A 16,475-nucleotide genomic window follows, 5' to 3' on the forward strand; every position below is an offset into this window, starting at 1 on the left:
CAGCCTGGTTTGTTGGGATCTGGGCGTGGGGGATTTCCATGTCTGTATGGGCGAACAGCTCAACGACTCTGGGTGAAATCTCCGAAGCGGCCAAGCGGTCTGGCGATAAGTCCCGCGAGGCCTTGGTCGCCATCTACGGTAACGTCGTGAACAACCCTCTGGCGACAGGTGGGGGAGGCGGGGGCGACACGATCCTTGCGAGCGTGTTCCAAGTCACCAACGGTGCCCTGCTGGTCGTTGGCGCGATCTTCGCCATTTACATGATGTTCAAGAAGCTTACACAGACAGCTCATGACGGCACGATCTTCGACCGCCAGCGCAATATGTTGTGGGATCCCATTCGTTTGGTATGGGGTCTTGCTGCCCTGGTACCCACAGCAAATGGTTGGGCGCTTTCCCAGCTCCTGATGCTGTGGGCGGCCTCGCTCATGGGCGTGGGCATCGCGAATCTCGGCGTGGACGCTTCGGTTGAAGCGTTTAGCGACGGAGAATCCATGGTTGTTCAGCCTGTTATGCCCAGTACAGTGAGTCTTGCTCGCAGCGTTTTCGAAATGAACCTGTGCATGCATTCAATCAACGCTGGCCTGGCGCAGGCCGAGGCGAGTGGAGCGCTGATCACCCAGGACGGCTACATCCAGCAGGCTCCTACCAGCTCGGGTTTTGCGCTCAAGAATGCCAGTTTTCTGTGTGGCGGCGCCGACATTAACACTGACCTGGAGCCTCAGCCCCAGTCCACGAACTTCTTTAGCGGTACGATCGATGTTTCGGAGCTGCGCCAAGCGCACCTCAACGCTTTGCAACAGATGCAGGGATCCCTCAATAGCGCTGCCCAGAGTTTCGTGGTTGGAGTGCTTCAGAAACAGGCCGGGGGCGGCTCCGTTCCAGATGCTGAGATGGCTATCCAAACAGCCGCTCAGCAGTACGAGAACACGATCAGTTCAACCGCGGCTACAAAACAGGGAAACATCGCTAGGTTGGCCAACCAGCTTGCAAGCTCTATCAAGGAAGGAGGATGGCTCACCCTCGGTGCGTGGTACCAGACGTTCGCTCAGGCCAACACCAAGCTATCTGATGCAGTAGCGGCGAAGGCTTCCGTTTATGGCATGTCTGCCCAGGGCGATCCCGCCATGCTCTCCGTGTTCAAGGTCACCAGTGAGGCCTTCCAGGCTCAGCAGAACAACAGCTCGTACACGCCCACGCTCGGCAGCAGTAGTGCTGGCGATTATTCAAAGGGGGCTGCGGGCGCCGACTCCAGCAAGGTGATTGGCAGCATCTTCAACGCACCTGGCCAGCGCATCGTGAACTACCTGATCGATGTGAATGCCGGCGGGGAAGGGCGAGGACAGGTAAATCCCCTGATCAAGATGAAGAACCTGGGCGACTACACAATGACCGCTGGAGAAACTGCTCTCGGCGCCTACATCGCCGCCAAGGTGCTGATGAAGGCCAAGGACGGACTTTCTGTAGCTGGTATTGCCGCTCGCATTGGCAATGCGCTTACCTCGATCGGCGATGCGCTTGAGGGCGCTTTAGAGGCTATGTCGCCTTTCCTGGTAATGGCGATCGTTGCGTTGTTCATTCTAGGAGGCACGCTTTCGACCTACATCCCGATGGTTCCTTTCATAGTCTGGTTTGGGGCGGCGGTGAACTGGTTAGTTGTTGTCGGCGAAGCCATCATCGCTGCGCCACTGTGGGCAATTACGCACTTGGGGGGGGAAGGTGACGGCATGGGCGCCCGGGCAGGCCATGGCTATATCTTCCTGCTCAACGTCATGGTGAGGCCTATTTTGATGGTGATCGGCTTCTTCCTCGGCGGTGCCGGAGTAATCGCAGGCGGTACTCTGCTGAACCAGCTCTTTGGCATTGCCCTGGCTAACGCGCAATTCGATTCGGTCACAGGGCTCGTGAGCATCATCTTTTACCTGTCGATCTATTGCTCGATGTGCCTGAACCTTGTTCACAGCAGCTTCAACCTGATCTTCATCGTTCCTGACCAGGTCATTAACTGGGTTGGTGGGCATGCGTCCGCGACTATGGGGCGTGAGGACAACGATAAGTTGAGGAATGCAATCAATGTCTTCGGCGCGAAGCTGGAGCACATGAATCGTGGCGGCAAGCCGGGAGGCAAACCAGGCGGGCAGGGGGCGGAAGGCGACGGTATGCGCGCGTAAGCCATAGAAGGGCCAGCCTGCTGCTGGCCCTTTCTCTATAGGCCTTTGCGCTGTCATTATCACGTGCTAGTATTGCCTCAAGAGTCCGTATAATGGCTATGATACAAAAGAAACACCCCGCACGAGGAATTCTCATGAACACGCTTTGGTATCTGTTGCGCACGTTTTACGCACTGGGCCTGGTTCCAGTGATTCCGCTTTTCGTTGTCTGCGCCATGAACTATTCCAGGGATCCGGAGGTGTCCGGGTTTGTGCTGGTTGGCTCCTCTGCCTACTTCGTCCTTGGCTATCTGATGTTTTCGTGGTTGCCGGCACAATTCAAATCACGGCTTCTCCGCTCCGTTCGGCGTGTTGCGCCTGATTTCAAGCCGACCTTCGAGACGTTCTCTGTTTTGCTCAACCGCTACGTTGGAGTTGATCGCGCTGCGGGCAAGGTTCTCTTTATCGATCTGGAGGCCGGCGTTGAAGCGGTGCTTGATGTTCCGGAAGTTCGCTCTTGGGAAGTCGAGACATTCAAGCGTGAACCCGCGTTGTTGAGGATGTCTACGAAGGTTCCTGAACTTCCACTGATTGGGTTCCGTTTTAACAGGCGTGAATCGGACGTTCTTATGGCGCAACTGGGGGCCACGTTCGGCTGAGGATGATGCTGATGAAATACCTCGTACCCTTTTTCTTTGTGCTCGGCCTCGGCCTCGCTGGCTGTGATCCTGAATCACCTCAAAAGCCCTTGGCGAATGAAAACCCATCGAAACCGGGGCCGGCTGCAGCGCCTGATGCTATTGCAGACCGTAGCGTCAGCTTGGATCGCTATTCCGATCTGAACGCGGAGCCTCATGGCCTTGCCCTGACGTATGTCCTGACCGCTTGGGATAAGCAACTGGAGGTGCTCGATGATGACCAGCTGCTGTCTCGTCTATCGCCGACATTTCATAACGAGGCTGACGCATTCAAGCGCAGATCGCTTGCCGAGACTGAGCGGCCAAAGGTCGAGAAGAAGCTGGAGACCTACGGCGCCCAGCAGTATTTCAAGTTGCCGGTAGGCGGTCAGCTTAGCGATACCTTCGCGCTGAACGCTTTGTCGATTGGTGCATATGATTTTGAGCGCCGCGGATTCCCCATAGCGAGTTACGGGGCTTCCTGTTGGTCAGCTTCGCTCCGTAATCCCCAAGGGGCTTATCTCAAGATCGAGCAGGGCTCGGTCGACTGCCTTCTGCCCGTAGAAGATGAGGCCGAGGCGCAGGCAATCGAATCGGCCAGAGCTAGCGGCGGATTGAAGGTGAGGGGAGATCTGTACATTTTCGTCAGGTCCGTCGCCGGTGGTACCGCGCATGCGATACCCGTTCACGCGCGTATCGAATTGGTTGACGTTCGCACCGAAACGCTGCTGGGCACTGTAGTGCTTTGAAGTTCACAGATCCTGATTTCCCTGAGGTGGCACATGGCAACTGAAATTCGTCCCGAACTGGCTGCTCGTATAGCCGAGATGGATGCTATCACCGATCGTTATCGGGATCTGGATTCATACGACGAACCCAGCATTTATGCTCGCAAGCAGACCATGTCCCAGGTCTACGGCGATTTCGACCGTATTGCCGAAGGCGTTGTGGATGAGCGGAATATTCGCTATCTCGCGGACGATCACGTTCGGTTGCTCGAACAGTTGCCTGGCAAGCCAGAACAGCAAGAGCTCGCTTATTACATCGGCAACGCGATGAGCTCGAACGGCGAGTACAAGCAAGCAGTTGAGCAACGTGCTGCAGCGCTCGCATCCAGCTTTGGCTGGGCGCTACCGGGGGAACAGTTTCAACTGACCATCGACGCAGCTTCGTTCATTCATGAGCGGAACATGCTCGCGAAGGAAGACCGGAAGGCTGCGGATGCCGCTTCTATGGGGTTGCTGGATGGTCTCGATGAGGATGATCCTCGTTTTGCCGAATTCGAAGCTGCGTATTTAGCTGGCGACGCAGGTAAGCCAATGCCCGCTGGCACAGCGTCGGATGCTGAGCTGTTGAAGGCTTACGAAGACGGTCTACTCGACCATTCGTGCGAATTGCATATTGCTCGTGACATTGATCACGAAGAAGTTCCCGAATCCGCTTGGGCCAATCTAAAGGATCTCAAGGCTGAGGTGTCCGACGCGTTTAAAGAGCTCCTACGGGACAGCCAGCCGGCAGACCAGGATCCTGAGCTTTTGGCGTTAGCAAGCAAGATCGAGAAAGGAGCCGGGCTTGCGGGAATCCGCGAGCGTGCTGAGGCTTTTAATGGATCGGTCTCTCTCCTCGGTCTGGCTGCTGCGAGGCAAACCATAACCCTCGACGTTGCTCGAGATTGGGTTGCAGCGGATGTTCGTGATTTCGGAGGAATCGACGAGCCATCGCAGATCAACGAAGCCGCGACGGTGATGTTGATCAATGCCGGCAAGGTTGGTTTATACGGCCAAGAACTAAAATCGTCCGAGCCGGCCCTGTCTGCTGAGCTCAAGGAGCTGGCCGCGCCACTTGACCAGGTGTCTTCAATTGCGCAGCGCTACCAGGCTCAAGGTAAGCCATCGTCAGCTGGAGAGGCCAAGATCCGAGCGAATGAAGATGCGCTGGAGATCGTTCTTGGTTGTGATGTCAGCGACCAAGGGTTGGCTGTCGTTTCCCGGAACATGAACAACAAGGACTACCGGGAGAGTTTCAAGGAAACGGTTGCCGAGTTTATTGCCCTCAACGAGGACGGTCCATTCTACGATGCTGAGCGCTTCTGGGCGGCTCAGCGGATCATCCAGGTCTCGGAACGCAAAGAATATCTGCGCCAGGGTGGTGAACCGGAGCTTTCTGACTGGGCAATTCTCCTGGCGGAAGTGCTGCAGAAACAGCGCAGACCGCTCAGCGGGGCCGAGTTCAAAGAGCTTGTAACTGCCCTAGAAGGTGCGGCTCGTGATGCCAATACGCAGAAGGCTGAGATTCACCAGGTTGTCGGCCTACTGGCGAAAGTACATGGTTCCTCTGGCGAGTCCCTGTTTCGCGACAATGAGCTGCGCGGGGCCTATCGGGATGGCTTGCGCGAGCAAAGCGGTGCCGAGCCGCAATTGCTCAGAGCGCCATCCGCAGACGTGGCCCAGGACGTTAAGAAGAAATCGGCGCCGGCGATGCGCGCCTGACTGGTGGTGTTTGCCTCGACCTGACAAATCTGCCTAACGGCACCCAATAGAACCAGGCTATCAAATAGCCTGGCGTGATACGCATAATGTATCTTATGTTAAATCGCGATAAGCAGTGCATTTTTAATAGCAATAGGAAATAACCGCCTCGCGCTGACACCGAACGGCTCAGGCCATTCAGCACAGGAGTAATTTTGATGGGGACGCCACCACCCTTCCGGCTCGTTGAGCTGAACAATTCGGCTGTACCGCCGAATATGACGGTTTCGTCACCCGAGCGGATCTATACAGCGCTGTCAGCTCTTCAACGCCAAGCGCGTTCCGCCTCGGAACTGATAGGCCACATGCGGGAGGCTAAGCACAGTGATCGGCTTGATGTGATCAGCGAAGCCTTTGAGCGCCTTGAAGGTTCTCAGTCAGTGATCCGCACCATGCCTCGCGAGTGTTTTGTAGTGATCGAGGCCGCCAGGATGCTCGGCAAACCGATCCCGGACGTCACGGTGCAAGACCTGGTTTTTACCGGGCTCATCGCCCTGGAGATTCATGCGTGGCCTCTTTTCGATAATGAGATGTTCAGGCCATAAGTACGTACGTATGTAATTTTTGTTGGTCAAGGGTCTGCCCGGAAGCCGCATGCGGAGCGGATCCAGCTTTGCTGGAGAGCACCGAACGGGTGAGGACAGAAGCGAAGCGCGCCCTTGCACCAGGAGCTTGAGAAGTAAGGCTCCGCCAGCGGTTCAGGGGGTTTGCTTTTCCCCCTGGGCCGTTGGGGACAGAGGCCGACTCGCTCCCTTCCCTAGGAAGGGCGGGGGGATGGGATTCAACAAACGAAGGTGGGAATCATGGTGCAGGAAACGAATACCTATAAATGCGGGCAGTGTCACTTCGAGTTTCAAGATGGGGCAAAGGTATGCCAGGGCTGTAATGGCGATATCGTCTACGGGGCCACTGAGCATGAAATCAGCGAAGCCGGCAAGACCGGTGCGATCCTCTGGGGAGTTGGGACGATCCTGTTGTTTTACCTTCTCCCAGCACTCCTCAACGACTGGTTCGAGCTCGACCTCGAGGCAGGCTTCGGCTTCGGCCTCTGGCCGTTCGCGTTCGCTGGAGGTGCCGCCATGGTCGGCTACGTCACCAGTGCGGCCAAAGCAACCTCGAAGCTTGCGGGCCAATGCCGCACTTTCCGGCGGTGAGGTAGACCACACATGATGCTGAGCAGCCAGCAGGCCGAAAAAGATCGGCTCAAATCGAACCGCACGTACTTCGAAGATGGCTGCGCCTGCATCCATACCACAAAAACATTGGTGCCCTGCCCCTCCAGCGTGCCGGATGCCGAAGCCGTGCGCTTCTATGAGCTGAACTGCAGGTGCACGCGCAACTACGTCAGAGGTAGCCAGTCAATGAATGACGATCGCCGCGCCGAGTTGGAATATGCCTTCCAGTGGGGCTCCGAATCCGTTGGGCAGGGCCTGGACTTGGATCAGGCCGTAGCGCTGCCCGAAGTACAGGCACGTATCGGCCAAGACGAAGAAGCCCTGGAAGAATTTTACGCGGGTTGGCGTGCTAACTCCTCGGCGCGCTATAGCGAGTACGAGGCCTGGATACCTCTCAACAAGCCCGATGCGGTTAAGGCTCGTCTCGAAGCGCTGCAGGGTTATAACCGGGAGAGCTTCTCGTTGGCGATCATGACCGAGATCGCCAATGGCAACTCGATCCTCAAGTCAGCATTCCCTGAATACGCTCATGCAGATCCTGCAACGTCGTTTACTTGGCCGAAGGCTGAGTAGGAGACGTCCATGACAACAGAACAGATCAAAAGTGACTTGGGGCCAAGCTGGTCCAAGGTTCTGGCAGAGGTTGAACTTTGGGCGGCTCAGATGGCCGAGCTAGCACGCTCAAAAATGACCGGAAATATCAGCGCGACCGTTTGGGCTTACCGTCTTCACCGCACAGAGTATTTGGCCATTGATATGACCGGCCAGGACGGTGGCGGTATGTCCATCACTCTGGCCACAGGCGCTGATCGTACCGACTACAGCTTTGAAGACCTGCAGACCACTTGCTTTGAAGTGCCCGACATGGTGGAGGCGCTGACCATGGCTTCTCGCTTTCTCCATGCTGCTGACGCAACGATTTCGTTATCGGTTCACTGATCAGGGAAACCAACATGATCGACGTATTTATCCGCGCCAACACAGCTGTAGCCGACATTGCAAAGGCTCTGTCTGGCTTTGACTGTAACCGAGTCCAAATACGCAATGGCGGGCCCACCGAGATCTGGCAGCGTACAGCGGAGGGATGGGTAAAAGACCAACCAGGAATGACCCTGTACGAAGACCTTTCGGCAAATTACATCGAGCTTTATGGCTATGTGACCCAATGTGGTCTGACGGAGCCTATCAACGCCCCATCACTCAGACTTTCTGGAGGCGAAGCCGAGGAGTGGCTGATGTCCATGGAGCGCCACCGATACCTCGTTGAGGATGGTATCGGCTGCTCCGTAAACGCGGATGTTGATGGGCGTATCATTAAATGCGCAGTCGTGACATTTGCTCTGTCAGAGTTCAAGCAGCGGGCCATCAAGCCAGGTACTGAATTGAACGACAGAATATTGCTCTGGGCTGATGACATGCTGAGGGCCGGTGCCGATGCTATCGACGTGTGTATAGCAAAGCGTAACTGATCTGGAAAATCTGATGGCTATACATGAATTGAAATTCTCGCTGAGCACTCCAAGGCTATTTGCTATCGCTTTTGGCTTGGGTCTCTGTCTCGGCGCACCTCTCGGCATTGCATTTATGGCTCTGTCAGGCTCTGAGAAGGTCGGCTTTGGCTTGTTCGCGGATGACGAAACCGTGTGTGTGAATGGAGTTGCGTATGCACCTCGTAAAGGCGAGTGGGGATCCCCTTGGAATGGAGTTTACGAGCCGGTTCAGAAAGCACAGCCCTCCCTGTTGGGCGAAGACGGCAAACGGATTCTCCGGCCGGTAATACCAACCCCCTGCAAAATCGCACGCGGATAGGAAAACGCCCGTGCCTAGCGAAGAACACAACACACTCACCGTTCTAGGCGCGAGATGGCTCAAGCGCAACGGCTTCGCCGTGGTGGCAACGGAGCTCACGTGCATCGGCAGCCGAGAGCAGCCAGACGTTATCGGTTTCCGTAGCTCTTGCTCGGCAATCATCGAGGTCAAAGTGAGCCGGGCGGACTTTTTCGCCGATCGGAAAAAGCCTGAGCGCGCGCGGGGGGGCTTGGGCATTTACCGCTTTTACCTGTGCCCCGAAGGCCTGATTAATCCGGAAGAGGTGCCGCTTCGCTGGGGGCTGCTGTATGCGAAGGGACGCAGCGTTGAACCTATCGTCAAACCAAGCGGCAATCTGTGGCCGTCTCTATCGATGCATCCAGAGCTGGCTGTGATCGCCGACGATTGGGTCGCCTTCCAACATACGCCTGACTATTCAGCCGAAAGACAGGCTCTGTTTTCGATTGCGCGCCGGCTTAGTGGCGGTCGCACTTAGGAATAGGTAATCAGTCATGCTTCGCGCGCCGATGTTACATGCTCACAGTTTTCACCAGCACGCTGTAGACGAAACCGGCATGCCGAATATGGACTACGAGATGTTCTACCAACAGGGCATTAGCTGCTACTGCTGGGGGCTTCCAACGCCGTATATCCGCCGGGCATTGCGTGCAGTCTGCAAGCGTTATGCACAACGTTTCGGCCCAATCGCGTTCTGGCAGTTGCGCGCTTTTGCATATGGGCTTCGAGGCTGGAATGATGGAGGACAACGGCAGCGATTCGTCAACACTGACTATCGCTGGCCATTACCTCCGGATATAGCTTGGGAGGTAGTCGTGTGCCTTTACCCCGATGGTATGTGTGACCTCGATTTTGTGCATCCAGTAAGTCGCCGCTTCTGGTCCGAAGACAACGGTTTTCTTGAACTGCCATCGTATGACCGGTCAATGCTCGGTGGCTGGTGGTTTGAAGAAATGGGCTTTGAGGTGATGCAGATGCAACCTGCTATGCAGGTACGCGTTACTGAAGAAACTGAAAAGCCATCTCACTTAGCCATTGTGCGGCGAAAGCTCCAGTAACTTGCGGAAGCCGCTGGCGAAGTGCGGGTTGAAGCTGTGCTAGTCTGAGCTCGTCGAATCGATCGGGAACGAGCATGACGAAAGATGAGCTACGTGCAGAGCTGGAGCGCCAGAAACAACGTTTTGAGGCGGTCTATGGCGGTGAGGTTGTCACTTATGCGCCACAGCCTGAGCCGGAGCGGAAGCCGTGGAGGAAGCGCCCTAGCCTGCTGGATGAGGCCTTCCAGGAGGAGCTCCGCAAAGAGCGGAAGCGCCAGGCGGAATGTTCCTGATCCAAGCGCCCCGCCATACGATCAACGGCCAGCATCTTCGTTCTTTGACCACTCCAGCACATCGGTATTGAGGCTGCTGGTCACCTTCTTTTTCCCGGCTTTTCCCTCGGTGCGCTCGACGTCGACCAGGTGCTGTTGCTGATCGGCGCCGGCGCAGGCGGCGCGGAACTGGTTGGTGAAGCCCTGCAGGGCGCGGTGGCCATCACTAGGTGCTGACGCTGCATGCGTGCTCGAGGCTGTCCGCCGGCGGCGTTGCCGGCTAGGCCGGCTTGGAGGTGGAGCTGCTGCAGACCCGCCCCTTTCCTGGGCGCGGAGCTGGATCCTCGATCTGCTCGACGTCGACCAGGTGCTGTTGCCGATCGGCGCCGGCGGCGCGGATCTGGTTGTGGAGCTCCTGCAGGGCGCGGTGGCCATCACCAGGTGCTGATGCTGTGCGCGTGCTCGAGGCTGTCCGCCGGCGGCGTTGCCGGCCAGGCCGGGGCGGTGGTGAAGCTGCCGCAGGCCCTCCCCCGGGCGCGGAGTTGGATCCTCGGTGCGCTCGAGGGCGACCAGGGGCGGTTGCTGCTGATCGGCGCCGGCGATGCGGATCTGCGCGCGCTTTCTGCCGGTGCCAGATGTACTATTTTTTCGGGACACTGGGCTTCTTTGCGGCGGCGGGCTTGGGGCCTGCAGCTCCGCCCGTTTTCTTTAGCGCGGCCTCAAGAGCTTTAACCTGGGCCAGCGCTGCATTTTCTCGTCCTGTGGCCTCGGCGGCGGCGCGCTCAGCGGCCCTCACATCATCCCGAAGGTTTTTCAACTCAGCTTTCGCTTGTTTCAATTGTTCCGCATTGGATTCGAGCTGGGCAGTGGCTGTAGCCAATTTATCAGTGGTCTGACGAAGCTCGCCACGCAGCCTCAACGCGACTTCTGCGTCTTCGACGTGCTGCCTTTCTGCTTGAGCCATAGCACCTCTGGCCTGGGCTTCATTTTCGCGCGCAGCCTGTTCGGCGCGGCGACTAGAGGCAACCTGTTCCTTAAGCTCCTCCTCACGTTTTGCGAAATCCGTCGCTGCTTCCCTTGCTGACTTCTCTGATGCAGCTAGCTGTGCTTGCAGTTGAGCCATCTCAACGTGCTGTCTTTGCTTCGCCGATTCTGCATCGGCGAGCTGCTGCTGCAGCTCAAGCACTCGAGCCTGAGCCTCATCGAATTGCCGCTCTAGATCTTCTACCGTCTGTGACGCGTCAGCCAATTCCCTTTCAGCCTGCTCGCGTTGCTCGCCCGCGGCGCGAACAACCTCCCCTACTCGCCTTTCCGCTGCTTTGACTGCCCGATCATTTAGGTCCGTGGCCAGAGTCGAAAGGCGTTCAGTTAGAGCCTGTGTAACCTGCGAGAGTTGTTCCGCCACCTCAACTGGAAGCTCAGCAACAGGTTCTGCTGACACCACTGACTGGCTTGCCAGGTGCTGCTCCCAAACCTGCTTAAGTCGGGTTGGGTTTCCACCACCAACTTTCTGACGTAAGGCAAAGCCTGTGACGTTGCGGCCGGACGCCTGCAGAGCTTGGCCTGCTTCAATGATCTCTTCGGCTGTGAATTCTGCAGGGCGCATAGGTGTTGCTCCAGTGAATGTAATGCAGAGACCTTAGCTCAACCGGATCAAATAAACAAATAAATAAATAAACGAACTAACAAATAAATAAAGCCCTGCCCTATGCACGGTGATTGCATGATGCAAGTCTATGAGCCAGAAGCTGCAGCTTGGGGCCCGGCATGGTGCCACGCGGGCCTTTGCGAACCGACCAAAAAGCATCATTTTTGTTGCGCAGGCATCAGAAATGTTGCATACTGCTCCTGTCGAAACGAACAAGGACTACACATGAAGTACAGCGAGTTTCGGCGGTGGTTGAAGGCTCAAGGCGTCAGCTTCGAGCCAGCTAAGGGAAGCCACTTCAAGGCATACTTTGGTGACCGCCAGACCATCGTCCCCGACCATGGATCCAAGGAAATTGGCGAAGGGTTGAGGAAGAAGATTCTGAAAGACCTGGGGCTCAAGGAATGAGCCTCAGGGTTTCCCAGCGAGGTGACGAGGTGAACCATGTTTGATTACCCAGTAATCGTGCACCAGGAAGATGGCTGCGTGTGGATCAGCTCTGACGATGTGCCGGAGCTGAACAGCGCCGGTGACAACGAGGCCGAGGCGTTGCTGGATGCGGTGGACGGGCTGGAGTCGGCCCTGTCTCTCTACGTTGACCAACGCCGCGCGGTACCGCTGCCTTCGCCGGCAAAGCCTGGCCAGCCCGTGGTGCGCCTGCCCGCGCTGACTGCCGCCAAGGTCGCGCTGTGGAACGCAATGTGTGCCCAAGGTGTTGGCAAGGCCGAGATGGCGCGCCGGTTGGGTGTAAATCGCCCGCAGGTGGATCGGCTGGTGGATCTGCTTCACCGCTCGAAGATTGAACAGGTGGAGCATGCCCTCGCCATCCTGGGGCAACGGCTGGAGATCTCGGTGATCGCAGCCTAGTGCCTGAAAGTATGAAGCCCGCCACCAGGCGGGCTTTTTCATTGCTGAACAAGCGTACCGTTTCCGGGCGCGGTGGCCATCACCAGGTGCTGACGCTGCGCGCGTGCTCGAGGCTGTTCGCCGGCGGCGGTACCGGCCAGGCCGGCGCGGCGGTGGAGCTGCTGCAGGCCTGCCCCCTCCCCTGGATGCGGTGCTGGACCCTCGGCGCGATCGAGGTCGACCAGGTGCTGTTGCTGCCGATCGGCGCCGGCGGCGCGGATCTGGTTGTGGAGTTCCTGCAGGGCGAGGTGGTCATCACCAGGTGCTGGAGTTGGTGGGTGCGTATATCGGCGACGTTGGACGTTGGACGTCGGTGTCTGGGTGGGGTTGTTGGTCAAGGGTCTGCCCGGAAGCCGCAGCGGAGCGGAACCAGCTTGCTGGAGAGCACCGAACGGGTGAGGACAGAAGCGAAGCGCGCCCTTGCACCAGGAGCTTGAGAAGTAAGGCTCCGCCAGCGGTTCAGGGGGTTTGCTTTTCCCCCTGGGCCGTTGGGGACAGAGGCCGACTCGCTCCCTTCCCTAGGAAGGGCGGGGGGATGGGAACAAGCCGGTGGCAGTCGTAACAATGGCTATCATTTAGCGCATGCGCTGCGCGGTCCTGTTTTTCGGTGCTACTGATACAGCAGGATCAGCATGTACTTCGGCAGGAGCGTCTAGGGTGATCCGAATATTCGGATTTAGTCGACAGGTTGCTTCTTGTATCGATCCCCAGTGTCTATATGGCACAGTTCCTACGTTCAGCGGTCGTTCGCTGAACTCCAGATCCGCCGGATGAGCAACAACTTTGAAGTGCTGCCAATCTTCCTGATTCATAAGCAAGGCAACAAGATCCGGTCTTTGCATTATTACTACATGGGGTTTGAACACGCCCAATGTATCAGGGTCGGTTCCTTCTTGTATTAAACGCTCGCGCAATACGTCTTGAACATCCTCGGCCATAGACTTTGATAACCTTTGAAAGGTTATAAAGTCATGATTGTTGATATCCTCCGGCTTCATCATTAGTGGATTTTGCTTTTGATCTAGCTTTACTAGGAAATCAATGACAGTAAAGTCCATGCGATGCTCATTCGCATAACTGCGCGCCGCCATAAAAGCTTCCTGCTTACTTTGGTATCCATATAATGCAGAAAAAGCCCCAGGTATGGGGCTTTTGGTCTTTAGGCCACAGTCCTTTAATGCAATCGTTTTCGGTGCGTTTCCCTGATAAAAATAAACAGTCGATAGCTCGATAATATGTTCATTCTTCTCGTTCGGGTTCGCCGCTTTCACCATTTTTAGTCCAACCCTGAATCAGAACTTTTTCAACGCCTTGGTGGTCCGCTACCGAACTCACCGCGTTGCGCATGAAGGTGTGACTCTGCTTTGAAGTCATGTTCAGTCTGCGCACAGCTTCGATCCATCGTATTACCGGTCGGCCTGGCTTGCCGTCATGCTTGATGAGTCGGTAAGCCGATGAGGCTGATCTGCCTGTAAGTGTGGCGAAAACTTCCAAATCCTGGGGGTTATCAGAATCAAATCCCAGAAATTCAAAAAAATCCTTGACGCTAGGTGGAACGCGAACGGGCGATGACTCCGGGTGGTTCCGGTAGGCATATAAACAAAGCGCCACTGCCGGATCCGTGATCGGCTGTGTTGAGCGCTCGGGGCTCGTCAGCTCCTCCCACTTTGCCTTCTGCAGCCCGAAGGCGTCAGCAGCAGCGACCTTTGAAAGGCCATTTTCCAGCCGCCAGCGCTCCAAGTCGGTACCGCAGATAGGCTCAAGGGGCTTTTTCGTCATGTCCACACTCTTCTGTTAGTCGAATAGTAGCAAAGAAGCATCACTTGGTCTGGCGCGCGATGAAATTCCCTCAACAGCAGGGCTCACGCGCACCTTCACAAGCGCCGATTTTTTGCATAGTATACACAATACAAAAGACGGTAAGCACGCAAACAACACCGCCTTCGACCCCTTTGCTCAGCTGTAGTTCAGGACGGATGGGCAAGGACGCAGGCAGCGTAATCACCACGCTACATAAGGGAATGGCCATGAGCGCAGAGTCAGACGCACAAATGCAGCATTTCGTAAGCGCTGTCTACAGTCAAAACGACGCGAGCGGCGCCGATGTGAGCCAGGTTGCGCTGGCTAGCATCGAGTCGAGATCGATTAGCTTCTCTCGCTGGAAGGAATCGGCCGATGAAGCGGGAGAACCAGGTGTAATCCCAGAGCGGTTGCTGCGTCACTGGGTCGATGCCGATATCGCCAGTTTCCGCAGCTTGGAAGGTGATGTTGATGCTGAGATTGCGGCGGACAACATCGCTGCAAACTATCGGCTTTACGACGAATACTGCAAGGAAATGCAAGCCCTCGCAGGGGATGTAGCCGCGCGAGTAGACGAGCTGAATGCCGCGAGCCGCCGGCGCGGGATTGAGCAGGATCGGGTTTCAGCAAGAGACCTGGTCGCGCGCTTACGCGACACCGAGTCTCAAAGGAACCTACCGGCAGATACATCGGATTTGGATGGTTTCACCGGAGGCGGTTCGAGTGCTACCGACTCGCCGGTTGAGCCGATTGTTGTTCGCCAGATCCTCGAGAGCATCACCTATAAGACCCAGGTTGATGGCAGTGTCATGTACCTAGTGCACGAGCGCCCTGCCTTTACTGACCACGGTCGTCACATTCTCTTAGATAAAAAAGCACTGCTCGATGATGAAGCAATTCTCGCGGCGGTGTTGCTTGCAAAGGAAAAGTACGGCGGTGCCTTTTCTCTGACAGGCTCGGAGGAGTTCAAGCGCAGGGCGCTCGAAGTGATCGCTAAGAACAATATCGAGGTCAAGCTCAAAAGCCCCGCACAAGAAATGATGCTGCGAGAAGTTGCAGAGAAGTACCCGGATTACAAGTTCAAACCCAAAATGCCAATGGAGCTGCAGGCGACGAGCGAAGCTGAGCCCGTCGATCAGCCCCTCGAAAGCGCGAGTGCAACAGCGCAGTCCGAAAGCGAGAGCACAACAGCCAGCAAAGCTCTTCGCAGCTACGCGGGGCGTGTACTGTCCCATGGCGCGGCTAATTATAACAATGATCCAGACGAGAACATGAGCTACTTCGTGAAACTCGAAACGGATGAAGGCGAGGAAACAGTTTGGGGGGTCGACCTCAAACGGGCGATGTCTGAAACCGTTGCCGGCGTAGGTGACATCGTTGCGCTTGAGTTCCAGGGCAAGCAGCCAGTTACAGTTACCGGTCCTGATCGCGACGAGACAGGCAAGATTATCGGTACGAAGCAGATCGAAACGAGCCGCAATACCTGGGCGGTATCGATAACACAGAAGTGCCAGGCAAGTGATGATTCGTCCACTTCTGACTCAACGACTATTCACAGCTCCGATAGCGTTGAGGACATACGTCCAGTTAAAGCGATTCATTGGTGGGAAACTCAATCCTCGATAATCAATGAGCATGTCGCAGATTCCAATGAGCGTTCGCTGCTGCTTCAAGAACTTGGTGAAAAGCCAAGTGAAGATGCTGTGTATTGGTTCGACTCTGCTGGCAATTACGTAGAGAACCCAAGTATCGACGCATTGCGTTCTTATGAACATAAGCAGTTCAACAAACAACTTCATAGTCAGGAGGCGAGCCAACCAGATACCCGCGAAGTAGAGGCAATTGATTCAGCAATCAATCACATGAGGGACTACAGCATGTCTGATACCGAGAACAAACATCCGGTGCTTCGCGGGGTAGCGAAAGACCCCGAGACTGGCGAGTTTGAAACCAGCGTTTTGCTTTTCAAAGGCAAGGGCGATTACCTGCAGGGCTTTATCAAAGTCGACGGCGTAAAGCAGCAAGTGTTGGCTCATCTGAACGAGCGCAAACCCGACGAATCCACCGGTGAGATCAAACCCAACTTCATCAAGCTTTCCAAGGCTGTTGGCCAGGGCGACGACACCCAATGGCAAGAACTCGGCTTCGGCAATGCCGTGAACAAGCGAAACGATGGCAAACAAGTCTACTTCGACGAGGTGCTGTTCAACGTCGATGGTAAGACCATCGGCGCGCGGGTGGGCAAGTTCGTTGACGAAGAAATGCATCGCAAGCTGGGCTTCCTGGAAGAGCGGATCGCGCGCCCCGAGAAGGACAAGGCTCCTGCAGAAGGCACTCAAGACCCAAAGCAGAAGGCGCCGGCGGCAACTCCGGAGCAGGCCGCTCCGGTGGAAACAGCCGGCGCCCGCGCACCGCGAAAGCCTAGGGCTGCCCGCGCTTAAAAACGTCGTTCTTA

At 56.3% G+C, this 16,475-nt stretch carries 19 protein-coding genes; 16 read left to right on the forward strand and 3 right to left on the reverse strand.

What is annotated here, in order from left to right; translation table 11 throughout:
- Positions 1-38: 38 nt before the first annotated feature.
- From KCX70_RS23000 to KCX70_RS23055, 12 genes are all read left to right on the forward strand, one after another.
- A complete protein-coding gene (locus KCX70_RS23000) occupies positions 39-2,171 on the forward strand; it encodes a DotA/TraY family protein (RefSeq protein WP_195883144.1) in 2,133 nt (710 codons plus the stop codon).
- A gap of 134 nt (positions 2,172-2,305) precedes the next feature.
- Positions 2,306-2,809 carry a hypothetical protein gene (locus tag KCX70_RS23005; RefSeq protein WP_212620475.1) on the forward strand — a complete coding sequence of 168 codons (504 nt, stop codon included), beginning with the start codon at positions 2,306-2,308 and terminating at the stop codon, positions 2,807-2,809.
- An 11-nt stretch (positions 2,810-2,820) separates the two neighbouring features.
- Positions 2,821-3,576 (forward strand): hypothetical protein, encoded by a 756-nt coding sequence (locus KCX70_RS23010; RefSeq protein ID WP_212620476.1) that lies wholly within the window; start codon positions 2,821-2,823, stop codon positions 3,574-3,576.
- Between the two features lie 33 nt (positions 3,577-3,609).
- Positions 3,610-5,316: a hypothetical protein gene (locus KCX70_RS23015; protein ID WP_212620477.1), complete on the forward strand. Its 1,707-nt coding sequence runs from the start codon at positions 3,610-3,612 to the stop codon at positions 5,314-5,316.
- Between the two features lie 197 nt (positions 5,317-5,513).
- A complete protein-coding gene (locus KCX70_RS23020; RefSeq protein WP_088193945.1) occupies positions 5,514-5,900 on the forward strand; it encodes a hypothetical protein in 387 nt (128 codons plus the stop codon).
- A 258-nt stretch (positions 5,901-6,158) separates the two neighbouring features.
- The gene (locus KCX70_RS23025; protein WP_088192782.1) at positions 6,159-6,509 is read left to right on the forward strand and encodes a hypothetical protein; all 351 of its coding nucleotides are present in this window, start codon (positions 6,159-6,161) and stop codon (positions 6,507-6,509) included.
- 12 nt (positions 6,510-6,521) lie between these two features.
- Positions 6,522-7,103, forward strand: a complete 582-nt coding sequence (locus tag KCX70_RS23030) for a hypothetical protein (RefSeq protein WP_212620417.1) — start codon at positions 6,522-6,524, stop codon at positions 7,101-7,103.
- Positions 7,104-7,112: 9 nt separating this feature from the next.
- Positions 7,113-7,469, forward strand: a complete 357-nt coding sequence (locus tag KCX70_RS23035) for a hypothetical protein (RefSeq protein ID WP_212620418.1) — start codon at positions 7,113-7,115, stop codon at positions 7,467-7,469.
- A 14-nt stretch (positions 7,470-7,483) separates the two neighbouring features.
- Positions 7,484-7,999: a hypothetical protein gene (locus KCX70_RS23040; protein WP_212620419.1), complete on the forward strand. Its 516-nt coding sequence runs from the start codon at positions 7,484-7,486 to the stop codon at positions 7,997-7,999.
- A 350-nt stretch (positions 8,000-8,349) separates the two neighbouring features.
- The gene (locus KCX70_RS23045) at positions 8,350-8,835 is read left to right on the forward strand and encodes a hypothetical protein (protein WP_212620420.1); all 486 of its coding nucleotides are present in this window, start codon (positions 8,350-8,352) and stop codon (positions 8,833-8,835) included.
- 16 nt (positions 8,836-8,851) lie between these two features.
- Positions 8,852-9,415: a hypothetical protein gene (locus KCX70_RS23050; protein WP_249121755.1), complete on the forward strand. Its 564-nt coding sequence runs from the start codon at positions 8,852-8,854 to the stop codon at positions 9,413-9,415.
- Between the two features lie 74 nt (positions 9,416-9,489).
- On the forward strand, positions 9,490-9,687 hold the full coding sequence (locus tag KCX70_RS23055) for a hypothetical protein (protein ID WP_088192775.1): 198 nt from the start codon (positions 9,490-9,492) through the stop codon (positions 9,685-9,687).
- Positions 9,688-10,306: 619 nt separating this feature from the next.
- On the opposite strand, the gene KCX70_RS23060 is transcribed toward KCX70_RS23055, so the two are convergent.
- Positions 10,307-11,272 (reverse strand): DNA-binding protein, encoded by a 966-nt coding sequence (locus KCX70_RS23060; protein ID WP_212620421.1) that lies wholly within the window; start codon positions 11,270-11,272, stop codon positions 10,307-10,309.
- A gap of 267 nt (positions 11,273-11,539) precedes the next feature.
- Here KCX70_RS23060 and KCX70_RS23065 point away from each other — a divergent pair, with 267 nt between their 5' ends.
- Genes KCX70_RS23065 through KCX70_RS23075 form a run of 3 tightly spaced genes read left to right on the forward strand, consistent with a single transcriptional unit; the run spans position 11,540 to position 12,657 of the window.
- Complete coding sequence (locus KCX70_RS23065) at positions 11,540-11,722, forward strand: type II toxin-antitoxin system HicA family toxin (protein ID WP_088192771.1); 183 nt, start codon at positions 11,540-11,542, stop codon at positions 11,720-11,722.
- A gap of 36 nt (positions 11,723-11,758) precedes the next feature.
- Positions 11,759-12,181, forward strand: coding sequence for a type II toxin-antitoxin system HicB family antitoxin (locus tag KCX70_RS23070; protein WP_088192770.1), 423 nt, complete (start codon positions 11,759-11,761; stop codon positions 12,179-12,181).
- An 11-nt stretch (positions 12,182-12,192) separates the two neighbouring features.
- Positions 12,193-12,657: a hypothetical protein gene (locus tag KCX70_RS23075; protein WP_212620422.1), complete on the forward strand. Its 465-nt coding sequence runs from the start codon at positions 12,193-12,195 to the stop codon at positions 12,655-12,657.
- Between the two features lie 138 nt (positions 12,658-12,795).
- Here the strand turns inward: KCX70_RS23075 and KCX70_RS23080 are convergent, their stop codons facing one another.
- Together KCX70_RS23080 and KCX70_RS23085 are read right to left on the reverse strand one after the other, a co-directional pair.
- Complete coding sequence (locus KCX70_RS23080; RefSeq protein ID WP_249121756.1) at positions 12,796-13,494, reverse strand: hypothetical protein; 699 nt, start codon at positions 13,492-13,494, stop codon at positions 12,796-12,798.
- Positions 13,460-13,999, reverse strand: a complete 540-nt coding sequence (locus KCX70_RS23085) for a hypothetical protein (protein ID WP_088192768.1) — start codon at positions 13,997-13,999, stop codon at positions 13,460-13,462. Before KCX70_RS23085 ends, KCX70_RS23080 begins: the two co-directional genes overlap by 35 nt.
- Positions 14,000-14,247: 248 nt before the next feature.
- On the opposite strand from KCX70_RS23085, the gene KCX70_RS23090 reads away from it, so the two are divergent.
- Positions 14,248-16,461: an LPD7 domain-containing protein gene (locus KCX70_RS23090; RefSeq protein WP_212620423.1), complete on the forward strand. Its 2,214-nt coding sequence runs from the start codon at positions 14,248-14,250 to the stop codon at positions 16,459-16,461.
- Positions 16,462-16,475: the final 14 nt, after the last annotated feature.

The sequence above is a fragment of the Stutzerimonas stutzeri genome (assembly GCF_018138085.1).
Taxonomy (GTDB): domain Bacteria; phylum Pseudomonadota; class Gammaproteobacteria; order Pseudomonadales; family Pseudomonadaceae; genus Stutzerimonas; species Stutzerimonas stutzeri_AI.